The 21,966-nt window shown below is 40.3% G+C and carries 21 protein-coding genes, 1 other RNA gene and 1 pseudogene; 5 read left to right on the top strand and 18 right to left on the bottom strand.

Annotated features, from left to right (window positions below; all coding sequences use genetic code 11):
• Positions 1-7 precede the first annotated feature (7 nt).
• The 7 genes and pseudogenes from B4C48_RS04295 to ssrA form a co-directional block, all read right to left on the bottom strand.
• A complete protein-coding gene (locus B4C48_RS04295) occupies positions 8-223 on the bottom strand; it encodes a cold-shock protein (protein ID WP_086198985.1) in 216 nt (71 codons plus the stop codon).
• 1,213 nt (positions 224-1,436) lie between these two features.
• Positions 1,437-1,541 (bottom strand): annotated as a pseudogene (locus B4C48_RS04290) (Arm DNA-binding domain-containing protein); the annotation flags it as partial.
• A 259-nt stretch (positions 1,542-1,800) separates the two neighbouring features.
• Positions 1,801-2,808 (bottom strand): hypothetical protein, encoded by a 1,008-nt coding sequence (locus B4C48_RS04285; RefSeq protein WP_291354374.1) that lies wholly within the window; start codon positions 2,806-2,808, stop codon positions 1,801-1,803.
• 93 nt (positions 2,809-2,901) lie between these two features.
• The gene (locus B4C48_RS04280) at positions 2,902-3,168 is read right to left on the bottom strand and encodes a helix-turn-helix transcriptional regulator (protein WP_414631497.1); all 267 of its coding nucleotides are present in this window, start codon (positions 3,166-3,168) and stop codon (positions 2,902-2,904) included.
• Positions 3,165-3,908, bottom strand: coding sequence for a phage/plasmid replication protein, II/X family (locus tag B4C48_RS04275; protein ID WP_291354432.1), 744 nt, complete (start codon positions 3,906-3,908; stop codon positions 3,165-3,167). The genes B4C48_RS04280 and B4C48_RS04275 overlap by 4 nt, the downstream gene beginning before the upstream one ends.
• A 609-nt stretch (positions 3,909-4,517) precedes the next feature.
• Positions 4,518-5,762, bottom strand: coding sequence for a tyrosine-type recombinase/integrase (locus tag B4C48_RS04270; protein ID WP_291354373.1), 1,245 nt, complete (start codon positions 5,760-5,762; stop codon positions 4,518-4,520).
• Positions 5,763-5,941: 179 nt separating this feature from the next.
• Positions 5,942-6,301, bottom strand: a transfer-messenger RNA (tmRNA) gene (gene ssrA / locus B4C48_RS04265).
• A gap of 131 nt (positions 6,302-6,432) precedes the next feature.
• Here ssrA and glpK point away from each other — a divergent pair.
• A complete protein-coding gene (gene glpK, locus B4C48_RS04260; protein ID WP_291354372.1) occupies positions 6,433-7,917 on the top strand; it encodes a glycerol kinase GlpK in 1,485 nt (494 codons plus the stop codon).
• Positions 7,918-7,961: 44 nt separating this feature from the next.
• Here the strand turns inward: glpK and B4C48_RS04255 are convergent, their stop codons facing one another.
• The 3 genes from B4C48_RS04255 to B4C48_RS04245 all read right to left on the bottom strand — a co-directional run bounded on the left by B4C48_RS04255 (position 7,962) and on the right by B4C48_RS04245 (position 11,425).
• Positions 7,962-9,491 (bottom strand): DHA2 family efflux MFS transporter permease subunit, encoded by a 1,530-nt coding sequence (locus tag B4C48_RS04255; RefSeq protein WP_291354371.1) that lies wholly within the window; start codon positions 9,489-9,491, stop codon positions 7,962-7,964.
• A gap of 6 nt (positions 9,492-9,497) precedes the next feature.
• Positions 9,498-10,649, bottom strand: coding sequence for an HlyD family efflux transporter periplasmic adaptor subunit (locus tag B4C48_RS04250; protein WP_291354370.1), 1,152 nt, complete (start codon positions 10,647-10,649; stop codon positions 9,498-9,500).
• Between the two features lie 278 nt (positions 10,650-10,927).
• Positions 10,928-11,425, bottom strand: a complete 498-nt coding sequence (locus B4C48_RS04245) for a thioesterase family protein (protein WP_291354369.1) — start codon at positions 11,423-11,425, stop codon at positions 10,928-10,930.
• A 107-nt stretch (positions 11,426-11,532) separates the two neighbouring features.
• Between B4C48_RS04245 and hemB the strand changes: the two genes are divergently transcribed.
• Positions 11,533-12,546: a porphobilinogen synthase gene (gene hemB, locus B4C48_RS04240; protein ID WP_291354368.1), complete on the top strand. Its 1,014-nt coding sequence runs from the start codon at positions 11,533-11,535 to the stop codon at positions 12,544-12,546.
• Positions 12,547-12,564: 18 nt separating this feature from the next.
• Positions 12,565-13,689 carry an NAD(P)/FAD-dependent oxidoreductase gene (locus B4C48_RS04235; RefSeq protein ID WP_291354431.1) on the top strand — a complete coding sequence of 375 codons (1,125 nt, stop codon included), beginning with the start codon at positions 12,565-12,567 and terminating at the stop codon, positions 13,687-13,689.
• Here B4C48_RS04235 and B4C48_RS04230 read toward each other — a convergent pair.
• The 5 genes from B4C48_RS04230 to B4C48_RS04210 all read right to left on the bottom strand — a co-directional run bounded on the left by B4C48_RS04230 (position 13,675) and on the right by B4C48_RS04210 (position 16,736).
• On the bottom strand, positions 13,675-14,583 hold the full coding sequence (locus B4C48_RS04230; protein WP_291354367.1) for a TIGR01777 family oxidoreductase: 909 nt from the start codon (positions 14,581-14,583) through the stop codon (positions 13,675-13,677). The two genes, B4C48_RS04235 and B4C48_RS04230, sit on opposite strands and share 15 nt — an antisense overlap.
• A gap of 72 nt (positions 14,584-14,655) precedes the next feature.
• Complete coding sequence (locus B4C48_RS04225; RefSeq protein WP_291354430.1) at positions 14,656-15,102, bottom strand: ABZJ_00895 family protein; 447 nt, start codon at positions 15,100-15,102, stop codon at positions 14,656-14,658.
• Positions 15,103-15,219: 117 nt separating this feature from the next.
• Positions 15,220-15,351 (bottom strand): hypothetical protein, encoded by a 132-nt coding sequence (locus B4C48_RS04220; protein WP_257221656.1) that lies wholly within the window; start codon positions 15,349-15,351, stop codon positions 15,220-15,222.
• A gap of 235 nt (positions 15,352-15,586) precedes the next feature.
• Positions 15,587-16,210 (bottom strand): LysE family translocator, encoded by a 624-nt coding sequence (locus B4C48_RS04215; protein ID WP_291354366.1) that lies wholly within the window; start codon positions 16,208-16,210, stop codon positions 15,587-15,589.
• A 334-nt stretch (positions 16,211-16,544) separates the two neighbouring features.
• Positions 16,545-16,736 carry an NF038215 family lipoprotein gene (locus tag B4C48_RS04210; protein WP_291354365.1) on the bottom strand — a complete coding sequence of 64 codons (192 nt, stop codon included), beginning with the start codon at positions 16,734-16,736 and terminating at the stop codon, positions 16,545-16,547.
• A 271-nt stretch (positions 16,737-17,007) separates the two neighbouring features.
• On the opposite strand from B4C48_RS04210, the gene B4C48_RS04205 reads away from it, so the two are divergent.
• Both B4C48_RS04205 and B4C48_RS04200 read left to right on the top strand, forming a co-directional pair.
• A complete protein-coding gene (locus tag B4C48_RS04205; RefSeq protein ID WP_291354364.1) occupies positions 17,008-17,895 on the top strand; it encodes a 1-aminocyclopropane-1-carboxylate deaminase/D-cysteine desulfhydrase in 888 nt (295 codons plus the stop codon).
• 55 nt (positions 17,896-17,950) lie between these two features.
• Positions 17,951-19,150 carry an NAD(P)/FAD-dependent oxidoreductase gene (locus B4C48_RS04200; RefSeq protein WP_291354363.1) on the top strand — a complete coding sequence of 400 codons (1,200 nt, stop codon included), beginning with the start codon at positions 17,951-17,953 and terminating at the stop codon, positions 19,148-19,150.
• 11 nt (positions 19,151-19,161) lie between these two features.
• Here the strand turns inward: B4C48_RS04200 and B4C48_RS04195 are convergent, their stop codons facing one another.
• The 3 genes from B4C48_RS04195 to B4C48_RS04185 all read right to left on the bottom strand — a co-directional run bounded on the left by B4C48_RS04195 (position 19,162) and on the right by B4C48_RS04185 (position 21,805).
• Positions 19,162-19,287, bottom strand: a complete 126-nt coding sequence (locus B4C48_RS04195) for a hypothetical protein (protein ID WP_291354362.1) — start codon at positions 19,285-19,287, stop codon at positions 19,162-19,164.
• A gap of 176 nt (positions 19,288-19,463) precedes the next feature.
• A complete protein-coding gene (locus B4C48_RS04190; RefSeq protein WP_291354361.1) occupies positions 19,464-19,634 on the bottom strand; it encodes a hypothetical protein in 171 nt (56 codons plus the stop codon).
• A gap of 227 nt (positions 19,635-19,861) precedes the next feature.
• On the bottom strand, positions 19,862-21,805 hold the full coding sequence (locus B4C48_RS04185; protein WP_291354360.1) for a mechanosensitive ion channel: 1,944 nt from the start codon (positions 21,803-21,805) through the stop codon (positions 19,862-19,864).
• Positions 21,806-21,966 lie beyond the last annotated feature (161 nt).

Here is a 21,966-nt window from a genome sequence, read left to right as displayed (position 1 = left end):
TTATTACTTAGATAGCAACAATATTTACAGCATTCGGTCCTTTTTGACCTTGAGCTACACTGAATTCAACTTGCTGGCCTTCGAATAAGGTTTTGAAACCTGAATTCGCGATTTCGCTGAAATGAGCAAAAACGTCTGGACCTGATTCTGGTTGAATAAAACCAAAACCTTTAGTTTCGTTGAACCACTTTACAGTACCTTTAACAACATTTGAGTTTGACATAATATATCCTACTAATTTTTAATAATTTTTAGTCAATTTATTGACTGATTATAACTTTGAAATAATAAAGAATGAGACTTAAAATCTGAAAAAACGAAGGATTATGACTAAAACTACGATACTTAAAGAAGATTTACCGAAACAAGACTTTTTTCTAGTTAAGTTAAATATACACTAAAAATATAAATAATCAAGTTTTTTAATATATATATTTATTTTTCTAATAAAAGATCCATATTTTATAAAAAATAAAATAAAATCAATTTTATATGGTAAATGTAACAATATAATGTAATATGCTAGTCTATTAGGTTTGATAAGTAATGAATGCAATTATATAGTGCCATAATAACGATATTGATGTTTTTAATTTCGGGAATGACGATTTTTTCCCATGCACAAATCATATATCAACCACCAAATTTTACCGTTTTAAATTTTGATAAATAGCAATATTAAATAAGAAAACCGCCTGTGAGGCGGTTTTCTTATTTTGAAGAAATCATAAATATTTTTTATTTAACATAAAATCTCTTATGCAAAGTCCAGGTATAAAAGTCCCAAATAGAAATGTCCATATAGGACATTTCTATTTGGGAATAACAATCCTGTTATGGACCTTGAGTATAAAAAATCATTTACCAAAAAATGACCTAGGTTAAATCGTTTTACACTCATAATGACATCGGTTGAGTCGCAATATGATGTCATTATGGTTCATTAAAAAACTAAAATATTGATTGAATTATTATGCTAATAACAAGTTATGAGTCGTTTAACGTATCACTACTACCTAGTATATAAAGTCTATTATCCGAGGTCGCCAAAAAAACTTATTGTCACCTGATACATATGAATAATTAGCAGTCAGAATAATCTGGTTAACCAGTTTATAATTTAAACCCAGTCCAATTCCCAAACCCACATTTTTAATCATTCACTAACTCTAATTTTCTATTTAATTTATTTAGCCTTATGATTAATACGACTATTTTTAGTCATTTTAATTTCACTATAATCTAATGATTGGACTTCACTTTCTTCAACTTTAATAAGGTTCAACTCTAATTGACTTAAATTATCTTTCACTTTATAAAAATCAACTAGATAAACTTAATTTCACCTCATCCATTGTTCGTGATCTGTAAAGCCATAAGCGCTAATAAATAGAAAATATTACGTTGAATAGTTGAATCTAGTTTAGACCATTATTTTTCCCATTCGGATCGACTCGTAATGACAGACCGTTAATATCAGAAAGACGGTACTGTTTTTCCTGCGGCAGTGCTTTTTTACACATCACATCAGTAAGTGACATATCTTTGTCGCAGGTAATTAAACTTATTTAGTGGGTCAAATTGTCCCAATATTGACCCACACAAAGCAAAAATTGGGTCAAATCGCTTAGGACAGGATCGGACAATACAGCCAATAAAAAAGCCCTTAAACATTGAGTTTAAAGGCTTTTTTACATTCAGTCGGGGTGGCGTCAATTAAATTTAAAACATAAGTTACTGATTTATATTTTATTAATTAAAATAAAAATACACACCATACAAAATACCATACAAATACTTTCAAATTTTATCTTTATCGTTCTTCAAATTATCCAATAAAGTATTACACGATCCATAAAAATAATTTGAATCCGTACTCTTCATGATTGGTGAATATAGATTTTTGGGTTTATCATTTTTTTGGAACTCAAATTTGAAATCAATTGATCGATAAAATTGCTCATCTAAGTAAAGTTGTGCTGGTGGGTGTATTCCAGTCTTTATCGCTTTTTTTGCAGAGTTCTCTATAGCCATAAGTTCAGCAAAAGGTACACCTAGACTATTTAGGCAAATATGATTCTGGTTTTTTGATATATGAAGTAAAGATTCACCATGATATTCATTATCACCTTGAGTAAGCACAGCATAAATCGGTAGTCCCAGGATATCTTGGTAAATATTATCAAGCTCTTTTATTACATGAAGAATCTTTTCAGGTTTATAAGAAGAAGTTATCCCTTTATCAAAATACCCAATCACCCAATTGGTTTTCAAAATAAGACTATCTGCAAAGGATATAAAAGCAATGTCTTTTTCAGTATGCGCTAACTCATCAATTGCATTTCTTAACTCGATTAATTTATCTTTTGTAAGAATGCCATCTTGTATAGCTTTTTTTACTCCAATTGCATCAATTAGTGCAAATATTGAATACTCTTTTAAATAGAGTTGTTCCAACCATTCATGATCAACAAACACATATGGTTTAATATCGTAACGCCAACAACCTACACACTTTTTAATTTTTTCTTTAGATAGAGTTACTGATACTTCATGAAATCTCGTATGAGTATTAGCATACCAAGATAAATTAATCGAACTACTATTTATTTTTCTGAACGCAACTCTAGCACCATAACCTATTTTATAGGGATTGCTATCTTTCCCTTGAAGCATTTTTTGAAGCTCTTTATCAAAATCTTCCATATACATTTCACTCATCAGAATACAGTCTGTATCTAATGGGATTTCTTCAAATGGATATTTATCTATTTCATCATCTTTAAACAATGCTTCATATTGTTTCATATTAATCCTTCAACACTTATAGTAATAGGCTCACATTAACTAATCATTATTAAAAACCAAGACAACATAAGCTATCTTGGTCTTTATCAAACATCAGCTATATCGAGCTTGTTTTTGATCTTCCCACCAGTTTACTAACTCGTTGTAGTCAAAATATACAGCAGCTTGCCTGCTTGCCCCTTCCTTTATTGGTCTTGGAAAGCTTGGATCAGTTTTAACTAATTTATTTAATTTATCACGCTCTACCGACAGCATGTGACAAACATCTTTAATCGTTAAGCGTAGCTTTGTGTACATCATATTCATATCCCCCTTATTTCCTCCTATACTGCGTGTTACAGACTCATTTCCATTTATCATACAGATACCCCAAGCTTAGCTAAATCACGCTTATATCGAGCAATGGTCTTAGGTGTATAAGCAATGGGTAATGCACCCTGCCTTGATGTTGCCAAGAATCTTACATATTTTGGTTCTAAATCCGCCTCCGTTATTGGAGGTGGTAGATTTAATAAAGAATGCTGTTCTTCAACAATCTGCTTTACTAAATTTTCACACCACTGATAACCATAATTTAAGTTGTTATCACGTAGATGCTGACTGAATAAACGAACCTCACATCGCACCATACAATCAGCATAAGCTTTTAATTCTGCTGTTATGCGTTGTTGCTGTTTCTTGTGTGAACTAACCTCAGTTCCTTTATGGTAATAAAGCAAAGTGGTACGTGTACTTTTCAAACCAAAGTAAGTGCCATTCCCATGCGTTTCTTTCTTACGCCGTGGATAAGTACCATGCTCTTTGATCATTGCCAAATACAATTGAGCTTGTTGTTTATCTTCAAATAGAATCGCTTTATTCAAGTCAATACGATGAATCTTAAACATCCCTTGCTTAATATTATCTAGCTCATCTTGTGTTGGCATTAAAGCATCATAACGCTGTAATAACTGACGAACTGTTTCAGCAACCAGACCCATTAAATCGGTAGTGCCTGTGACGTTATGTCCATATAACCATTTAAAGAAATTACCTTGTATAAGCAATGTATTTTCATTCTTAGATTTAATTTGTATTTGGTCACGATGAGAACCTTGTATCCATTGTTGACCATAAGATTCTTGTTGTGGAAAATATTCAGTACCACACTTTACAAAAGGAATAACTACTTTTTCAGATAACTTACTTGGATTATTAGTTAGTTGTATTTCTATCTTCAGATAATCAATTGCGTATAAATTTAAGTTAGCTTCTTCCTCATTGTTTGATAGGTTAAGATTAAAGTTTTGGATGATAATTCTCCTTTTAATGAAATTTAGAATGCAGAAAACCCCACACCTCGATAGTTCATTTGAACTAGATGTAGAGCAGTTAAGTTTTCAGATGTGTTACCTAGACTTTAGGTAATGAGAAATGAATCTATGCTATTGCACAATCATTCCGTTATGTTGCATTAACATATAACATAATTCTTTTTATATTACTTTCATTTATATAAAAATTCAACTTATATTTGTTGTTAATAGATTGTTATTTAACCATTTAAAACCATTGTTAAGCCCTTTATATATCTATAAACCCACTCTAAATTTTCCCATTATCAATAAGTGCGGTACATAGGTATGTCTAATAAAATATCAATAATGGGATATATGGTGCTTAACAACTCAAACTACCACCACGGCGTAAATCCGAATGATTTTAAAATATCAAGCTCGCTTAAAATGAATAACGCTATCATCTGCTAACTTTTCAAGATGATCAGCATACCATTGCATCATCGTTTTACGCTCTTCAAAATGTGTTGCCTTATCATAAGTGCCTTTAACACCATTTTTAGTATGCGCTAAACATGCTTCCACAACTTGAGGCTTGTCACTAAACTGATTATTTAAAGTTGTACTCGCAATATGACGGAATCCATGAGGGTTTTGCTTTCCACCATAACCCATTCTTTTTAAGGCTTCGATAAATATCGTATCCGACTTAGGTTGCCCTTTATTACTCCTGCTAGGAAATAAAAAAGGTGAATGACTTGTTAATTGCTTTAGCTCTTGCAGCAACGATAAGGCTTGTGTTGCTAGTGGAACTTTATGCTCTTTCTTCATTTTCATTCTTGATGCTGGGATTAACCATATACCCTTTGCCAAATCAAACTCTTCCCATTTTGCCTCTCTTAATTCCGATGGTCTGCTGAAGAGTATTGAAAGCAATTTAAGACCAATACGTGTATCCGATGCAGGATATTTATCAATAGCTCGCAATAATGCTGGCAGTTCCTCATCACTTACATGCTTCATCCCATTGCTTTCGTGTTTTTTAAGATACTTATGCAAATTAGTAATAGGATTATATGTTGCTTTACCTATTACCTCAGCATAATCATAAATTTCTCGTACCAATGCTGTGACACGCTGACCTGTTTCAATAATAGGTTTACCCGTTCGGGGATTCAGCTTTTTTTGTATCTCCTGAAAGAGATCATGCCATTCTTGTTTAGTGATATTTCGGTAATCTCTCTTACCCATTGCAGGCATTACATGGTTATTTAATGCACCTACATTGCGAGCTGTAGTATCAGGTGTCCAAGTTTTTGTCAGATAAAACTCTTCAGCGAGTTGCTTGAATGTATAAGCCCCTTGCTCCAATGTCGCTAATCTTTCTTCAGCTTTCTGTACAACTGGATCAATACCTTGAGATATTAACTTTCGAGCCTCATCAGCTTTCTGTCGTGCCCACTTTGAACCAACTTCGGGATATGCACCTAACCCTAAAAACGACCATTTACCTGTACTAGGCTTTTTATATCGTAGTTCCCAGCGTTTATTACCTTTAGGGTTGACCACGAAATAAAGATTATCACCATTATTCAAACGATATTCTTTTTCTTCAAACTCCAATGCACTAAGTGTGGTGTCCTTCATTGGAAACTTATTTACATCATCTCGCTTCATAACCTTTCTTGTATGGTGGCTTTTCACTAACTCACACTATACACACTACCATACACAGCAACAAGCTATGTGCTCATTCATACAAAGTTATATACAGGCATAAAAAAAGCCCTAAACACTGATGTCTAAGGCTTTTTAATTCATATATCGTAATGTAACAACATATAAATTTAAGAATTTGGTGGAGGTGGCGGGAGTTGAACCCGCGTCCGCCAGCACTACGCTCGAGAATACTACATGCTTAGATATCGTCTATTATTTTAACTCTTTGTGACCCGACGAACAGGGTACAAATCGCGATCCTCTAAGTTTAGTACAAAGCCCCGAGGCTTGGCTTTATACGGACTTGTGTGCGTGCGCTTCAGTCGGACTCTCTAACCACAAGTATTCGGAGAGGCGGACAAGCTGCCCTTAGGCAGCTAGAGCGTATGATTCGTCGTTTGCGACTATTAAAATGCAAATTTGATTTACGAGAGAAAATGCGCTCTCGACATGCATCTATGAGTTTCATCACCAGCGTCGAAGCCAGAAACACCCCCAAATGAACCGCTATCATAGCATAAATGTCTAAATCCGCAGTGGGTTTTTTTAAACATTTACACAAACATATGCGATTAATACAATAATTGCGCTAATATTTTATTTTTCAAGTCCTATAAAAGAAAAAATTATGAGCTATTTACTTGCACTTGATCAGGGAACCACCTCTAGCCGTGCGATCATCTTCAATGAACAAGGAAAAGTTCAGGCAACAGCTCAACGTGAAATACATATAGCCACACCGCATTCAGGCTGGGTAGAACAGGATGCACAGGAAATTTGGACCACTCAAATTGCTGTCGTTCAGCAAGCCCTAGCCTCTGCCGGTATTCTTGCTAAAGATATTCAAGCTATTGGTCTAACCAATCAACGTGAAACTACCGTGGTTTGGGATAAACGCACGGGCAGACCGCTTGCCCCTGCAATTGTCTGGCAAGACCGCCGTGCAACTGAATGGTGTAATCAACTTCTACAACAAAATTTGCAGGATAAAATCCAGCAAAAAACCGGTTTAAGAATTGATCCTTATTTCAGTGCCGGAAAACTGGTTTGGCTACTGGAAAATATTGACGGGCTACGTGATTTGGCTCAGCAGGGTCATGTGGCTTTTGGTACCGTCGATAGCTGGTTGATGTGGAATCTGACCCAAGGTGCCGAACACGTCATAGAAGCCAGTAATGCCTCCCGTACCATGTTAATGAATCTGAAAACTCAGACTTGGGATGAAGAATTACTTGATCTGTTCAATATCCCGCATTCCATTTTACCGAATATTATTGCCTCGGATACCTATATGGCCGACACAGCTACAGGTTTGCTCGGAGCCAATATCCCGATTATGGGGATTTTAGGCGATCAGCAATCTGCCCTGTTTGGTCAGTCCTGCTTTGAGATCGGTACAGCAAAAAATACCTATGGCACAGGTTGTTTCATGCTATTTAATACCGGTCATGAGGTGCAATTTAGCCATAACAAACTCATCAGCACGCTAGCCTGGCAATGTCATGAAAAAACCACCTATGCACTGGAAGGCAGTGTATTTATGGCAGGTGCCATTGTGCAATGGCTACGCGATGGTTTGGGGATTATTCAAAATAGCCGTGAAATCGAACAGCTGGCTTGCCAAGTAGAGGATACAGACGGCGTAGTTTTGGTGCCTGCGTTTACCGGACTCGGTGCACCGCATTGGGACAGCGATGCCCGTGCCCTGCTCTGCGGCATGTCGCGTGGGACCAATAAAGCCCACATTGCCCGTGCTGCTTTGGAATCGATTGCCTTTCAGGTATCCGATGTACTGATGGCGATGCAGTCCGATATTGCTCATCCCTTAAAAGAGCTGCGTGTGGATGGCGGCGCAAGTAGTAATGACATGCTGATGCAATTTCAGGCCGATATCTTAAATGTGCCGGTATTGCGTCCTAAAATGCTGGAATCCACCGCTTGGGGGGCAGCAGCCATGGCCGGATTAAAAGCTGGTGTATTTTCCAATATGTCGGATATTTCTGCATCCTGGCAACTGGAACGCGCTTTTGAGCCGAACATGAATGAAGACCAGCGCCAGTTTCATCTAAGTAAATGGCAAAACGCATTAAAACGTGCCAAATCCGATATTTAAGAATTTTCAAACAATAAAAAACCGCTTCGAAAAGCGGTTTTTTATTAATGGGCATGACCGCCACCGGTGACACCCTTCTTAGGCCGTGGACATAACCAGATAATCAGTCCGGCAAAAACAAAGACCATCGCCAGAATTAAAAACACATGATTGGCCGATAAGGTAGATGCTTCTTTATCAACTAGACTGGAAATATAGCCCAAAGTACTTTCCGGGCTCATTCCCCTTTGCAGCAAAGTATTTTGTACTTCATCGACATGCAAAGTTCCCGCCATCTCACTGCGTGCCACTTTACTATGGTCATCCCAAATGGTAACGGCAATAGAGGCACCAATGGCCCCCGCCATGGTTCTGAGGAAATTCATCAAACCCGCAGCAGAAGCCATTTCCTGAGGCAACACTGAAGCCAGCGCCATATTCGACAGAGGAATAAAGAAGAATGGTACAGCAAAACCCTGCAAGATTTGCGGAAAAGCCAAAGCCATAAAGTCAGCCTCTGTCGTCCAGAACGCCCGCATCAAGGTCACTACGCCCAGCAAACAGAGACCAAAACTGGCCAATGCACGCTGGTCATATTTAGTCGCCAGTTTGGCCACAATCGGCGACATCAACAAACTGCCAAAACCCATAGTGGCTGTCAGATAACCCGCCCAGGTGGCAGTATAGCCGAGATTGATCTGCAACCATTGGGGAATCATGACAATACTGCCAAAGAAAGCCCCAAAACCAAAGGCCAAGGCCAGAACGGAAATGGTAAATCCTCGATATTTAAAGATCTGGATATTCACTACCGGATGGCGCTCAGTGAGTTCCCAAATAGTAAAAATGATCAGGCCAACCAAGGCGATAATGGCCAGAATGACAATAAACGGATTGTTAAACCAATCCCGTTCATGGCCTAAATCCAGCATTAACTGTAACGCACCAATCCATAAAATCAGCAGGAATAAGCCACCCAGATCAATTTTGAGTTTATTGGTTTCCGTTTCAGCAGGCTTCAGCAAACGCATGGCGGCCAGCGCACAGCCAATCCCGACGGGAATATTGATAAAGAAAATCCAGTGCCAAGACCAGTTATCACTAATGGTACCGCCAAGGATCGGTCCTAAGATGGGTCCCACAACGGTGGTCATGGCCCACATGCCCATCGCCTGCGACTGTTTCTCTGGCGGGAAAATACGCATCAGCAAGGTTTGGCTGAGTGGCATAATCGGACCGCCAAACAGACCTTGACCTATTCGGCAGAACACCAGCATTTCCAGACTGGTAGATAAACCACAAAGCACCGAAAACAAGGTAAAGCCAAACAGACTGATCACAAAGATCCGGACTGCACCAAAGCGTCCAGCCAGCCAACCGGTTAAAGGCACACAAATGGCTTCGGCAACGGCATAGGAAGTAATCACCCAGGTCCCTTGCGATGCAGAAACCGCAAGGCTGCCGGTGATATGAGGAACCGAGACATTGGCAATGGTCATGTCGAGCACGACCATAAAATTGGCAAAGGCCAGTACAAATGCCGCCAAAAGTAAGCGGCCGCCGGTCAGGTTCGGTATTGGAGTGTAGTTATTCATAAATGACTACTTCGAAGACAAATCGATCTTCGCTTCCATAGACAGTCCCACCCGTAACGGATGTTCAGCCAGTTCTTTAGGGTCAAGCTTGATGCGAACCGGCAAGCGTTGAACCACCTTAATCCAGTTACCTGTCGCATTTTGTGCAGGAATCAGGGCAAAGGCAGAACCTGTTCCGCCAGAGAAGCCCTGTACCGTTCCGTGATATTCAACAGAATCGCCATACAGGTCAGAGGTTAAAACCACTTTTTGACCTGGACGGACTTTTTCCAGTTGGCTTTCTTTAAAGTTGGCATCGACATAAAGCTGTGAGGTCGGTACCACCATCATCAACACAGTGCCCGGCGCCACACGCTGACCGACCTGAATATTACGGCGTGTCACTACCCCATCAAATGGTGCCTTAATTTCAGTCCGTTCCAGATCCAACACCGCCTGTTTCAATTTGGCTTGTGCAACCAAAACATCGGGCGTGCTATTTTCATCCGCACCACGAATCAGCGCTTCATTGGCAGCCAGGTTGCTTTGTGCTGCTTTCTGGCTTGATTTGGCTTGTGCCAAACCGGCTTGTGCCGATGCATAGCCCGCTTTGGCGGTATTCAGCGCACTTTGTGCCGTACTGAGTTCTTCTTTAGAAATGGCTCCAGAGGCGCTCAGTTTTTCACGACGGTTTAAGTCATCCTGTGCCTTGTCCATTTCTGCTTTGGCCTCGGCCACTTTGGCTTCGGCACTATGAATCGCATCATCACTGACAAAGATTTGTGAATTCAGCGAGCTGCTATTGGCTTGTGTCTGTTTATATTGACGCTGTGCCTTGATCATTTCTGCTTTGGCCTGAGCAACGGCAATTTCTGCATCACGGCGATCTACACGTAACAGAACATCGCCTTTTTTGACCGTTTGGGTATCACTGACCAGTACCTGTTCGACTTGTCCAGTCACCATGGATGTGATTGAAGCCGTCTCTGCACCGACATAGGCATTATCGGTCTCGACAGAATGGCTGAGAAATAATTTCCAGATTGCATACAGAATTGCAGCAATGATTAAAATCAGCGCGACAAAACCCAAGGCTTTTTTACGTTTCGCTTTTAAGGCTGAATCGGAAACCGGTTGATCTGGTTGTGTTTCTGGCAGGGTATTTTGAGCATCTGTCATCAATATGTCCTAAATCCAACAGACTTGGTCACCAGCCATCCTCAATGCATTGCAGTTTCAAACTACAGGCATAGAGACAAGAGTTGTCTTGGAGATGATGTGGATGAGAAAGTCATTTTTTCAATTTTATTGGCGTGATTTTAATGTGAAAAATTCATATGATGAGAATAAAAATGTAACTCATCAGTTTCAAAAACAAATTCGGCAGCGAATTTTCATTCAATGCCGAATATTTATCTAACTTTTACTGAGTTTAACTTGCCTGTCTTACAACAAACTTAATAAGCATAAGACGCAATTGCAGTTGCAATCGGTTTGTTTTCATCATTCACCAAAGTCATACGCATGGTGCAACCCTTACGACCTAAACGCAAGGTTTCAGCACGTGCAGTAAATGACTTGCCGCGGCCCGGTGCCAAATAATCGACCCGCATATCGACTGTTGCCAAACGTGATACTTTTTTGATGGTATCAGGCAAATCATCCACATTGGCTTTCTTATACAGCTCTCCCATCGCCACAATGCCGCCGACACTGTCTAGGATTGTTGCTGCCACTCCGCCATGCAGAATCTGAAACGCGACGTTGCCAATCATATAAGGCTGCATCTCGATATACGCTTCAATCTGCCCATCCACTACCCGCATGGTCATGCCGTTATGCTGAAAAAAAGGAGATTTATTAAAGGCCTTGCATAGCTGCATAAGGACCACATCGATATCAACTTTCGAGCCTAAGTGAATGTTGCCAGTCCAATTTTTCTCTGCTTGCGTCATAGTCTGCTCGAGTTACCTTGATTAAATAAAAAATGAATACAGTCGCCCTAAACTCAAATTATGAGTCTACAATAGCTGCTAGTTTAATACTGATCATTGAGATTGTTATGACTTATACGTTCAATCGTCCAGCCTTTCCTGCTACTCGTATGCGCCGCATCCGTAAAAATGACCAATTACGTGCCATGGTACGGGAAACCCAGCTAACGACCGATCATCTCATTTACCCAGTATTCGTCCTCCCGGGGCAAAATCAGACCCAAGATATTCCAAGTATGCCGAATGTTCAGCGTCTATCTGCTGATCTGCTGTTAAAAAAATCAGAACGTTTACTGGAATTGGGTGTTTCCAAATTAGCGCTATTTCCAGTTACGCCACAAGAAGATAAAAGTCTGTCCGCTGAAGCTGCTTGGCGTGAAGACGGTCTAGTTCAGAGTACCGTCCGTTTACTGAAAAAAGAATTGCCAGAAATGGTGCTGATTACAGATGGTGCCTTAGACCCGTATACCACGCATGGTCAGGACGGCATTATTGATGACACCGGTTATGTGCTGAATGATGAAACCGTGGAATGCCTGATTAAACAGGCACTCAGTCATGCCGACGCCGGTGCAGATGTGGTGGCGCCAAGTGACATGATGGATGGCCGTATCGGTGCAATTCGTCAGGCTTTGGAAGCCAATGGTCATATCTATACCAACATCATGGCGTATTCAGCCAAATATGCGTCCAGTTTTTATGGGCCTTTCCGTGATGCAGTCGGTTCATCGAGTAATTTGAAAGGCGGCAACAAATACAATTACCAGATGGACATTGGCAACCGCGCCGAAGCGCTACACGAAATTGCACTGGATATTCAGGAAGGCGCAGACATGGTGATTGTCAAACCGGGTATGCCTTATCTGGATATCGTGCGTGAAGTCAAAGATACGTTTGGTGTGCCGACTTTCGTATATCAAGTCAGCGGTGAGTACGCGATGCTGGCCGGTGCCATTCAAAATGGCTGGTTATCTGACAGCGTGATCATTGAATCACTGATGAGCTGCCGCCGTGCCGGTGCTGATGGTATCTGGACTTACTTTGCTGAAGAAGCAGCCCTTAAACTGAAAGACATGAAATAAGAATCAATGGCGCAAGCGATGAAAATTGCCATCATTGGAGCGGGCATTAGTGGTCTGATGTCTGCTTTAGAGCTTGTGGAACAGGGATGTTCCGTGATTATTTTCGATCAGCAGCAAGCAGGTAAAGCGGCATCCTGGGCAGGTGGCGGTATTCTTTCCCCGATGTATCCGTGGCGTTATCCGCATGCGGTGAATCAGCTAGCGCAATATGGCAAGTCACTGTATTTAGAATGGAATGAAAAGCTCAAGCCTGTTTCAGACATTGATTTTGAAATTCATGAAACTGGCCTGCTGATTTTTGATGAAACCGATTTTGAAACTGGTCTGAATTATGCCCGGCAATTTCAGGAACCCATGCAGCAATGCGAATATTTACAACAAGAACAAATCGAACAGCTTAATCCTTTTATTGATGCCAAATTTCAGCACGCGATTTATTTCCCCCAGATTGCCAATGTCAGAAATCCACGTTTACTGCAATCCATCACTACCTATTTAAAACAGCATCCACAAGTCGAATTTGTCGAATATTGCCCGATTGAGCAGTTCAATATGCTAAATGGCAAGGTGCAGTCCATAGCTGCTAAGAATGGCAAAACTTATGAGGCAGATCAGTTTGTGATCACTACCGGCGCTTGGTCGCAGCACTGGTCTGAACAATTGGAGATGGAAATACCCGTATATCCTGTTCAGGGGCAAATGGTGCTGTTTAAAACCCCTGCAAACTGGTTGCCGACCATGTGCATGAATGATGTGATGTATTTAATTCCACGTCTGGATGGTCATGTGGTCTGTGGTTCCAGCATGGCAGACTGCGGTTTTGATACCACCCCCACCGCAAGCACCACGCAGAAAATTTTAGAAGCCTGTTTCGAGATGGTTCCCGAACTGGCACAGTTTCCTATCGAGAAACAGTGGGCCGGTTTAAGACCCGCCTCTCCAACCGGTGTTCCCTATATCGGGAAAATGCCTGAGATAGATAATTTGTGGGCCAATTTCGGCCATTTCCGCAATGGTTTATGTATGGGGCCAGCATCTGCACGTTTACTCAGACAGCTGATGCTGGAGCAAACGCCTCTAGTGAATCCAGCAGCTTATAGCACTGAGCGTCTTAAATCTGAAGCAGGTTTAATGGCTCACTAATATATCTTCTAAAGCCATTTTTAAAGTCGGATAGTGAAACTCAAAACCGACCTCTTTCAGGGCCTTGGACACGACATATTGCCCATTCAATACCAGTTGTGACTGTTCACCCCACATCCATCGCAAAACAAAAGCCGGTAAAGAGAATAACGGTTTGCGTTTTAAAACTTGTGCAGCGGTTTTGACAAACTGCGCCTGTGTTCCCCTCTCAGGCGACACGACATTAAATATTTGTGCTTCAGTTTCATTAAGCATTAAAAATTCAATTGCTCTAAGCACATCTTGCACATGTACCCAAACGACAGGTTGCCGCCCATGTCCGATTTTCCCTGCCAGATTCAGTTTAATCGGCAATAACATACGTGGCAGAATTCCGCCATGCTTTCCAAAGACTATGCCAAGACGAATAATTTTGGTTTTTTGCTGGCTAAAACTGAGGGCTGCCTGCTCCCATAACTGGCACAATTCCGACATAAAAATAGCTTGGGGTGCTGACTGTTCTGTACAAAGGGTCGACCATTGTTCAGTCGGGTCTATACCGTAATAGCCAACGGCAGAACCGGAAATAATTCGCTTTGGAAAAATCTGTCTTTTTTCCAAGTAGCGATAGAGCTGATGCGTGGTCTCTACCCGACTGTCAATCAATTGCTGCTTTCTTTTGGCTGTCCAGCGCCCTTGCCCAATGCTTTCACCCGCCAAATTGATCACATAATCAATCCGATCGGTTTTCAGTTCGTCTAAATGCTGAATCCAGCTAAGATCAGGATGATTGGAACGTTTATTTTTCTGGCGAGTTAGCCCTACCACCGCATAATCACGGGCCAACAGATAAGGCAGCAGATGCGAGCCAATAAAACCACTGCCGCCGGTAATCAATACACATGCTTTTTGCATTTTTAGGTCTCGCCTGTTTTTTCTTATCTATAGATCAAGACAGTTTAAAACTCAAGCCTACATCCGTGTCGTTTAGCCAAACATTTTTTTGGCCATGCGCTGGGCCTGTTTGCCATAAAACCAGTAGGTCAAAATATAAAGTGGAATGGCAATCAGCAGGAACATGATCAGCACAATACTCATAAATTGCACATTTTTGAGATATAAAAGAAAATTCTGCCAGACTTCAGGATCATTCTTGGCAAAAAGGACAATGCCGAGCAATAAAAAGGCCAGGTTATAGCCCCAAAAAATCAGGGTAAATCCCCAGGTGATTTTTTTTTGTTCTTGAGCAGTTGGAGCGCGTTGTTGTTGTTTTAAAAATTTATACAGCACTAAAATCATGGCGGTTAAATAAGGCACAATGGTCAAAATGCCACCCATGCCGGTTGGCAGTAAAGCAGCCAGTACACCGCAGATACAGGTAAAAATAAAACAAAAGAAAAAAAACCATAAAAAATATCGAGTTAATGACACAATAGGCCTGCATAAGCAACGTTTAGATGATCAGTATAAAAAAAAATGAGTTTTTTTTCATTTTATTGTCAACCAATCTGTAAACCGCTGCGTTATATAGGGTACGAAGTTCATAAACCGTTAATTTGTACCGGCATCCACAATATTTTCGGTGAACTTTTCTAAAGCAATAAACTTAGTTTCAAGTTTTAGTGAGGAACAGCAGCCCAAGCTAAAACTTGCAACAGATTTTTTGACCGACGATTTCATCATCACTCGAATCGTCGGTCTTTTATTTTGTACATTCTATTTTAATCTTACTGGTCGATCTGAGCCATACGAGCGATCTAATTAACCTTAGCTCGACCGCATGCAATGAAGATAAACTCGGAAACGTCATCTACAATGTGCGTGTTCTCTTCATCTCGAAATTATTCAATTTATTTTCAGTATTTTGAATACAAAGTATTTACTGCAATCAAATCAACTTAGATCATAATTAAATGATTTATTTCATTCCAAAGATGAGTTTCAAGCCCAGTAAAGTCATGATCCCGCCTGCAGCACGGTCAAAACCGGCTTTAAATTTTAAATAGACACGACGCGGTTTTTCGGCCGACAAGGCAACTGCAACCAGGGAGCACCAGCCTGCATCAATAAAGAAGCACAGTAGCGGTAATACAAAATAATAATAGGTCGGAATTTCCTTGGGTAAAAGTGCAGTAAAAATACTGGCCAGCACAATCGCAATTTTTGGATTGGAAAGCTGGGTAATTAAGCCTGTAGTGAAGGCACGGCGCAATGACATTTGAGTGTTTGAATCAGAAGTAGATTCAATTGGTTCCTTGGCATGTTTAATAATTTTAAAAGCCAACCAGAGTAAATATAAACCACCACAGATTTTCAAAGCCAGGTAGGCTGATGGCACCGCTAATAAAAATGCCTGTAATCCAAGTACCGCCAATAAGCCAAAAACGGCAGCGCCTGTCCCTGTACCTAAAGCGGTAAACAAACCATGCTTGCGTGAAATGGCAATTGAATTTTTAGCCACATAAATAGATGTCGGTCCAGGACTCATTGCACCTAACATTAAGGCAAATGCAATTGAGCCCAAAATCCAAACTGATTCCACAGCAACACCTATCCCAAAAAATTACGTGATCATTCTACAATTTTAAAAACTGAATATCTCGCTATATTTGGCTCCATTTTTAAGGTTTTGCCTCATAATTCACTACTATTTGATCAAATTAGCCACAGAAATATACGCTGATCGACATTTCTTCCGAATGAATATAAATAGATAAATAAAAATACATTAAAAAATAGGCGAGCTGGGATTCACCCTACATTAGTGTGTAAACAGAACAGCAAATAAAGCCAGGCTATAAAGTGGCTGCTAATGATGCGAAATAGTAGTACTTTAAAAACAGTATCAGCTCAAACTCATATTGATTTAAAACGATTTACTTTTGTAAGTCTGGCTGTATTTCACGCGCGCTGAGCTGATCAACACGATAATCATGATCACTCACAGGCACGCCACCAATAATCATGGTTCTAACTTCAGTTTTTGGCTTGTTATAATCATCTTTTGCATCGCAAGCCGTCATGAGCAGCAACATGCAAAGCGATAATCCCAGGGATAGCGTCTTCATCACATATCCTCTTTTTCATCATTGTTATATGTTCTAGCTTAGCATCATTGCACATTTTGTAATCATATTTTTATTATTTAAATTCAATTACTTAAGATATATTTACAAATAAGACATATAAACATATGCGCTATATAGCAGAGGTCTGTGAAATTTTTTTACTTCATGCTTGCTATTGAAGTATGGCTCAGATCATCCTGATCCAAACAGCAAAGCTCAGATCACCATATTTTGGATACAATACGCTTAAATTTTTGTGGATCATGATGAAATGTTTGATCATATTGCCCAGTCAGTGACTTATCAAAAACTTAAGCTGGATGCCCCGGTCACTGTTACTGTTACTGTGAAGCGTTTGGATCAGATTCATCCACAGATTTCCGGCAACAAGTTTTTTAAACTGAAATACAACTTTCTGGATGCAAAACAGCAAGGGCTTAAAAAGATCCTGACTTTTGGCGGCGCCTATTCCAATCATATTGCTGCCACCGCTTATGCAGCACAGCTGTTTGGATTTGAAAGTGTGGGTATTATCCGGGGCGAAGAACTCAAAGATAAAGCGCTCAATCATACCTTGGCCACGGCGCAGCAGTTTGGCATGCAATTGCATTTCGTTTCGCGTGAACAGTATCGGGAAAAAACCGATCCTGTATTTCTTGAGCAACTGCAACAGCACTATCCAGCACATTACATTATTCCTGAAGGTGGAACAAATACGCTGGCCATCCAGGGTTGCAAGGAAATATTAACTGCCGAAGACCAGAAAAATTATGACCTGATCTGCTGTGCCGTAGGAACTGGCGGAACAATTTCAGGCCTGATTGAAGCCAGTGCAGCACATCAAACTGTGTGGGGTTTTTCTGCTTTAAAAGGTGATTTTTTACAGCACGATGTCCAGCAATGGACCAGCAAAAAAAACTGGAAAATCACCGATGCCTATTGCTGTGGTGGCTATGCTAAAACCACGCCTGAACTGTTAAAGTTTATGCAGTCCTTTGAAGCTGAGCAGAACCTTGCTTTAGAGCAGGTGTATACCGCCAAAATGATGATGGGCTTAATGGATTTAATTCAGCAAAATCAATTTTCTCCAGATACACGAATCTTGGTTATGCATACTGGAGGTTTACAAGGCCGGAGCACTGAGCAAGATCAATCCTGAAATTGGTGGAAAAATTGTCTATAATGCCCTGCTTTTATCTCCCGCGAGTTTGTCCATGTCTTCAAATCAGTACGATGTCATTGTTTTAGGTGCCGGTGCATCAGGTCTGATGTTGGCCTACATGGCAGCACAGCGTGGCCGTAAAGTTTTGGTCCTGGAAAAAGCCAACAAGGTGGGTAAAAAAATCCTGATGTCTGGTGGCGGTAAATGTAATTTTACCAATCTGTATGTCGAGCCTGAAAACTATATTTCTCATAATCCGCACTTTGTGATCTCGGCCTTAACTCGCTATACCAACTGGGACTTTATTGGCCTGGTGTGTGAACACGGTATTGAATACGAAGAGCGTAAACACGGTCAGTTATTTACCTTAAACGGTGCTAAAGAAATTTTGGCCATGCTGCTGGCCGAATGTGATAAAACTGACCTGGTCGAGATTAAAACAAGCTGTGAAGTCAAAGCGGTAACAGCTCTAGATGAACAAGGTTTCCAAGTTGCGACTAATGCAGGTTATTTCCAAGCTGAATCTGTGGTTGTGGCAACAGGCGGTTTATCTGTACCGACACTGGGTGGTTCAGGAATAGGTTATGACATTGCCAAACAGTTTGGGCATCATGTCCATGCGACCCGTGCAGGTTTAGTGCCTTTTACTTTCTCGGATCAGTTTAAAGAAGTGACCACACGTTTAAGCGGTAATGCAGTTGATGCCACCCTGTCGAATGATTTAAACAGTTTTACTGAAGCCTTGCTGTTTACCCATCGCGGTTTAAGTGGTCCAAGTTCATTGCAGCTTTCTAACTACTGGAATGTTGGTCAAAGTTTTCACATCAACTTTCTGCCTTACCTCGATCTGGTAGATTTCTTCAAGGCTAAAAAAGCCAGCCAGCCTAAAGTGCTACTGCGTACTTTGTTAACCGAGCATTTGCCTAAAAGTGTGGTGCTGGAATTACAAAATCTAATCTGGGCAGACCTTGCCGATACGGCAATAGGTAATTTGAGTGATGATAAACTGGAACAGATTGCCAAGCGTTTACATGCTTTTGAAGTAAAACCCTCAGGAACTGAAGGATACCGGACTGCGGAAGTGACCTTAGGCGGTGTAGATACCACTGAAGTTTCCTCCAAAACCATGGAAAGCAAGAAACAAAAAGGCTTGTATTTTGTCGGTGAAGTTCTGGATGTGTCTGGTCACTTAGGCGGTTTTAATTTTCAATGGGCATGGGCGTCTGCGCATGCCGCATCGCAATATGTTTAATGTGAAATAGCTTATTCCAGATAATCCGTGCGTAGTAAATGAACCTGTTTATTCTGCTGTATACGCTTAATGGCAAGATCCATTTTTGCAATGGCTTCAGTCATATAAGCAGGTTGATTTGCTTCTCGTCTTTGCATGATTAATTTTTTTATAACCTTATTTAATAACATCTCTTTTCTCCTTTTATTATTCACTTCATACATCCGAGTATAAAGAATATATATTTCATTAATATTTATATAAACACTTAAATTTTATGAAATAGTTATTTTATAAATAGCATAAACAGAATATAAAAACGATTATTTTTTAACTATTTTTCATCTTTTTTTTGCGGCTGATCTGCTAAATCTGCATAATCCATCTGCGTATCTACCCGCTTGGGTTTGGCAAAGACAAATTTATAAGCACTAATAAAAAATCCTGCGGTAATACCTGCAATAACTATGGGAGCAATAAACTTATTTGGGGGTCTTCTACTCATTGAGATCTCCTGTTATGAATGAAGTTCTGTTGATCATTTGTCCAAAGTTACAAGGATGTATTTTTAACCGTCTCAGGCTAGAAATAGAAAATTAAGTTAATTTCACTTATTACTTATTTAATCATTACTTCATAGCAATAGAGCAACAAATAAATGTTGCTCTATTGTGCACAACCAAAGCAGCGCTTTGGTTGTGCTGAGGTGACTGATTTTCCTAATCCTAACGATTATTTTTTGTCATCGCTGGAACCAGGATAAGTTTGGCCTTTGTCGCTATTGATATCGACATCGGATTCTTTCTCACCAGTCGATCCAAAAGGATTATTTACTGGCGGATTTTTTGGATCAACACGCAGAGAATCTGGAATACTCTGATCTGGATCCGGTTTTTGTGCATCTTGCGGTGCGGTAGTTAATGAAGCAGGAGTTGGATTGGACAAATCAGGCATGAGCGTTTCTTTCTGATCTGAGATTGGGTATGGACTCGCCGCTACGGGTTTGTTAGAACCAGACGTTGCTGGTGCGCCTCCATCCATTTCCAGTTCAGAAGATTTATCCACTGAAGGGTCCGAACCTTGATTCACTTCTGATGTGCCATGTGCAGTAAATGCTTGTGCAGCATGGGCAGAGATTGAGTCAGAATCTGAACTTGAAGTCATCAGGTCTGAATTTTCCTCATGGAAAGGATTCGGCTCCTTTGCCTCTCTTTTGCATTTATCAATTAAGTCAGTCAATACTCGTTGTGCCGGATCACGACCACCTAAACCAAAGGCCAAAGCAAAGGCAACCGCAACTGCGCCCAAGGTTAAACCGAAGGCAAGATTTACAATCGAATCGGCAATACCCATGGCACGTAAGCCCATGGCAATAACCAAACCTATAATCAGGATGCGAACCAGGTTGGCCAACCAGCGTGAACTGTTATATTCCCCACGCCCAATGACTTTCGCAACAATGTTTGCAAGCCAGAAGCCGATCATCAAGATGACAGCACCAAGTAAAATATTGGCACCGAACTGGATAAACATCGAGATCAGCGCACTAACCTGTTCAAAACCAAGTCGGTTTGCAGCTTCCGATACTGCAAATAGCATGGTAAAGAAAACGATCATGTATCCAACAATGGTTGATACTTTGGTCGTTCCCAAAAAGCGTTGTGCATCCATTTTGGCAGGTAATTCATCAACACCTGTTCCAGCCAATACGTCAACCACCAGATTAGCCACGAAACGTGAAACTACATAAGCCAAAATCAGAATTAGACCCGCCGCAATAATATGCGGAATCGCATTCATGATTTCATACAACATGGCTGTTGCAGGTTGTGAAATCGCCTGAATACCTAAAGCTTCAAATGCAATAATCAGCGCAGTAATAATAATTACAGCGAAAACAAAAGAGCCTAATACTTTTGGCAAATTAGAATTTTTCAGGAAACCAATCTTTTGTGTTTCATGCTGTAGATTTAAACTGCCGACCAGACCTTCAACAATACCGCGTACAATTTTTGCCAGAATATAACCGACAAATACAATCACACCGGCAATAAAGATATTAGGCAAGAATGAAACAACTTCATTCACCATATTTTGTACTGGAAGCAGCAAGCCGGTTAAGCCTAAAATAGACAGTACAATTGGCAGGAATAATAACAAAATCAGCCAATAAACAATGTCACTAATGTTCTGGCTAATCGGACTGACACCTACGTCAGCACTTAATTTTTCGTCCAGTTCAGTTCGATCCAGCAGTTTTTGCATTCCTACTTTGACCAGAGTCGCTACAATCCAGCCAATAAAACCGACCGCAAGAGCCGCTAAAAGTCGAGGAATAAACAACAGGAATTGCTGAATCATATTGCTGAACGGTCCACTCACACTGGTGAGATTAAGCACATTAAATGCACCTATGACCGCAATGATCATCACAATCCAAAAAACGATACGCGAAACGATACTTTCCATATTTGCGCGATGTCCTGTCGCACTAGAAAGTCTTTGATTTGTTCCAAGCTTTTGTAAAACTTTTTTAATTCCTGCCGCAATAATGAGGGCAATAATCCAACCTATGATTAAAATGGCGATGGCAGCTAAAATAGGATGAAATTGATTCCAATAATACATTGCATCAAATTCACCCCCTCTTGGGCCTCCAGAAAAATACTCATTCATATTGTCATGTCCTCTTGTTATTACTTATTGAAGTTCTATCGCAGATGAATATTGGGTTTTGTCGGTTAGTTAACCTAAAACTATGAAGTTAAGAACACATTAGGATTCGAATATTTTTTCTTCAATACAAACCAGCATAAATACAACAAAAGCGCACATTT

It is taken from the genome of Acinetobacter sp. UBA3106 (genome assembly GCA_002365595.1).
Lineage (GTDB): Bacteria > Pseudomonadota > Gammaproteobacteria > Pseudomonadales > Moraxellaceae > Acinetobacter.
Note: the sequence above shows the minus strand (reverse complement) of the source record. Positions and strands in the feature narration are given on the sequence as shown.

What these genes read in the sequence shown, in the direction of transcription:
- B4C48_RS04190 (WP_291354361.1), bottom strand. Translation starts at nt 19,634, where the DNA reads ATGAGTAGAAGACCCCCAAATAAGTTTATTGCTCCCATAGTTATTGCA.
- B4C48_RS04195 (WP_291354362.1), bottom strand. Translation starts at nt 19,287, where the DNA reads ATGCAAAGACGAGAAGCAAATCAACCTGCTTATATGACTGAAGCCATT.
- B4C48_RS04210 (WP_291354365.1), bottom strand. Translation starts at nt 16,736, where the DNA reads ATGAAGACGCTATCCCTGGGATTATCGCTTTGCATGTTGCTGCTCATG.
- B4C48_RS04270 (WP_291354373.1), bottom strand. Translation starts at nt 5,762, where the DNA reads ATGAAGCGAGATGATGTAAATAAGTTTCCAATGAAGGACACCACACTT.
- B4C48_RS04235 (WP_291354431.1), top strand. Translation starts at nt 12,565, where the DNA reads ATGAAAATTGCCATCATTGGAGCGGGCATTAGTGGTCTGATGTCTGCT.
- B4C48_RS04200 (WP_291354363.1), top strand. Translation starts at nt 17,951, where the DNA reads ATGTCTTCAAATCAGTACGATGTCATTGTTTTAGGTGCCGGTGCATCA.
- B4C48_RS04285 (WP_291354374.1), bottom strand. Translation starts at nt 2,808, where the DNA reads ATGAAACAATATGAAGCATTGTTTAAAGATGATGAAATAGATAAATAT.
- B4C48_RS04255 (WP_291354371.1), bottom strand. Translation starts at nt 9,491, where the DNA reads ATGAATAACTACACTCCAATACCGAACCTGACCGGCGGCCGCTTACTT.
- B4C48_RS04295 (WP_086198985.1), bottom strand. Translation starts at nt 223, where the DNA reads ATGTCAAACTCAAATGTTGTTAAAGGTACTGTAAAGTGGTTCAACGAA.
- B4C48_RS04230 (WP_291354367.1), bottom strand. Translation starts at nt 14,583, where the DNA reads ATGCAAAAAGCATGTGTATTGATTACCGGCGGCAGTGGTTTTATTGGC.
- B4C48_RS04185 (WP_291354360.1), bottom strand. Translation starts at nt 21,805, where the DNA reads ATGAATGAGTATTTTTCTGGAGGCCCAAGAGGGGGTGAATTTGATGCA.
- B4C48_RS04245 (WP_291354369.1), bottom strand. Translation starts at nt 11,425, where the DNA reads ATGACGCAAGCAGAGAAAAATTGGACTGGCAACATTCACTTAGGCTCG.
- B4C48_RS04220 (WP_257221656.1), bottom strand. Translation starts at nt 15,351, where the DNA reads ATGATGAAATCGTCGGTCAAAAAATCTGTTGCAAGTTTTAGCTTGGGC.
- B4C48_RS04250 (WP_291354370.1), bottom strand. Translation starts at nt 10,649, where the DNA reads ATGACAGATGCTCAAAATACCCTGCCAGAAACACAACCAGATCAACCG.
- glpK (WP_291354372.1), top strand. Translation starts at nt 6,433, where the DNA reads ATGAGCTATTTACTTGCACTTGATCAGGGAACCACCTCTAGCCGTGCG.
- B4C48_RS04205 (WP_291354364.1), top strand. Translation starts at nt 17,008, where the DNA reads ATGTTTGATCATATTGCCCAGTCAGTGACTTATCAAAAACTTAAGCTG.
- hemB (WP_291354368.1), top strand. Translation starts at nt 11,533, where the DNA reads ATGACTTATACGTTCAATCGTCCAGCCTTTCCTGCTACTCGTATGCGC.
- B4C48_RS04280 (WP_414631497.1), bottom strand. Translation starts at nt 3,168, where the DNA reads ATGATAAATGGAAATGAGTCTGTAACACGCAGTATAGGAGGAAATAAG.